The organism is Paenibacillus oryzae (assembly GCF_001675045.1).
GTDB lineage: Bacteria > Bacillota > Bacilli > Paenibacillales > Paenibacillaceae > Pristimantibacillus > Pristimantibacillus oryzae.
The window spans coordinates 1-516 of record NZ_LYPA01000034.1; the positions used below are offsets into that span (position 1 = coordinate 1).

Consider the following 516-nt stretch of genomic DNA (forward strand, 5'->3'; position numbering starts at 1 on the left):
AGACAGGTGGTGCATGGTTGTCGTCAGCTCGTGTCGTGAGATGTTGGGTTAAGTCCCGCAACGAGCGCAACCCTTGATGTTAGTTGCCAGCAGGTGAAGCTGGGCACTCTAACGTGACTGCCGGTGACAAACCGGAGGAAGGTGGGGATGACGTCAAATCATCATGCCCCTTATGACCTGGGCTACACACGTACTACAATGGCCAGTACAACGGGAAGCGAAACCGCGAGGTGGAGCGAATCCAATCAAAGCTGGTCTCAGTTCGGATTGCAGGCTGCAACTCGCCTGCATGAAGTCGGAATTGCTAGTAATCGCGGATCAGCATGCCGCGGTGAATACGTTCCCGGGTCTTGTACACACCGCCCGTCACACCACGAGAGTTTACAACACCCGAAGTCGGTGGGGTAACCCGCAAGGGAGCCAGCCGCCGAAGGTGGGGTAGATGATTGGGGTGAAGTCGTAACAAGGTAGCCGTATCGGAAGGTGCGGCTGGATCACCTCCTTTCTAAGGAATAC

Annotated in this window: 1 rRNA gene; it reads left to right on the forward strand. The window is 55.6% G+C overall.

The window, feature by feature from the left end:
- Nucleotides 1-505: ribosomal RNA gene (locus A7K91_RS05735) — 16S ribosomal RNA — on the forward strand; the annotation flags it as partial.
- Between the last annotated feature and the right edge of the window lie 11 nt (nucleotides 506-516).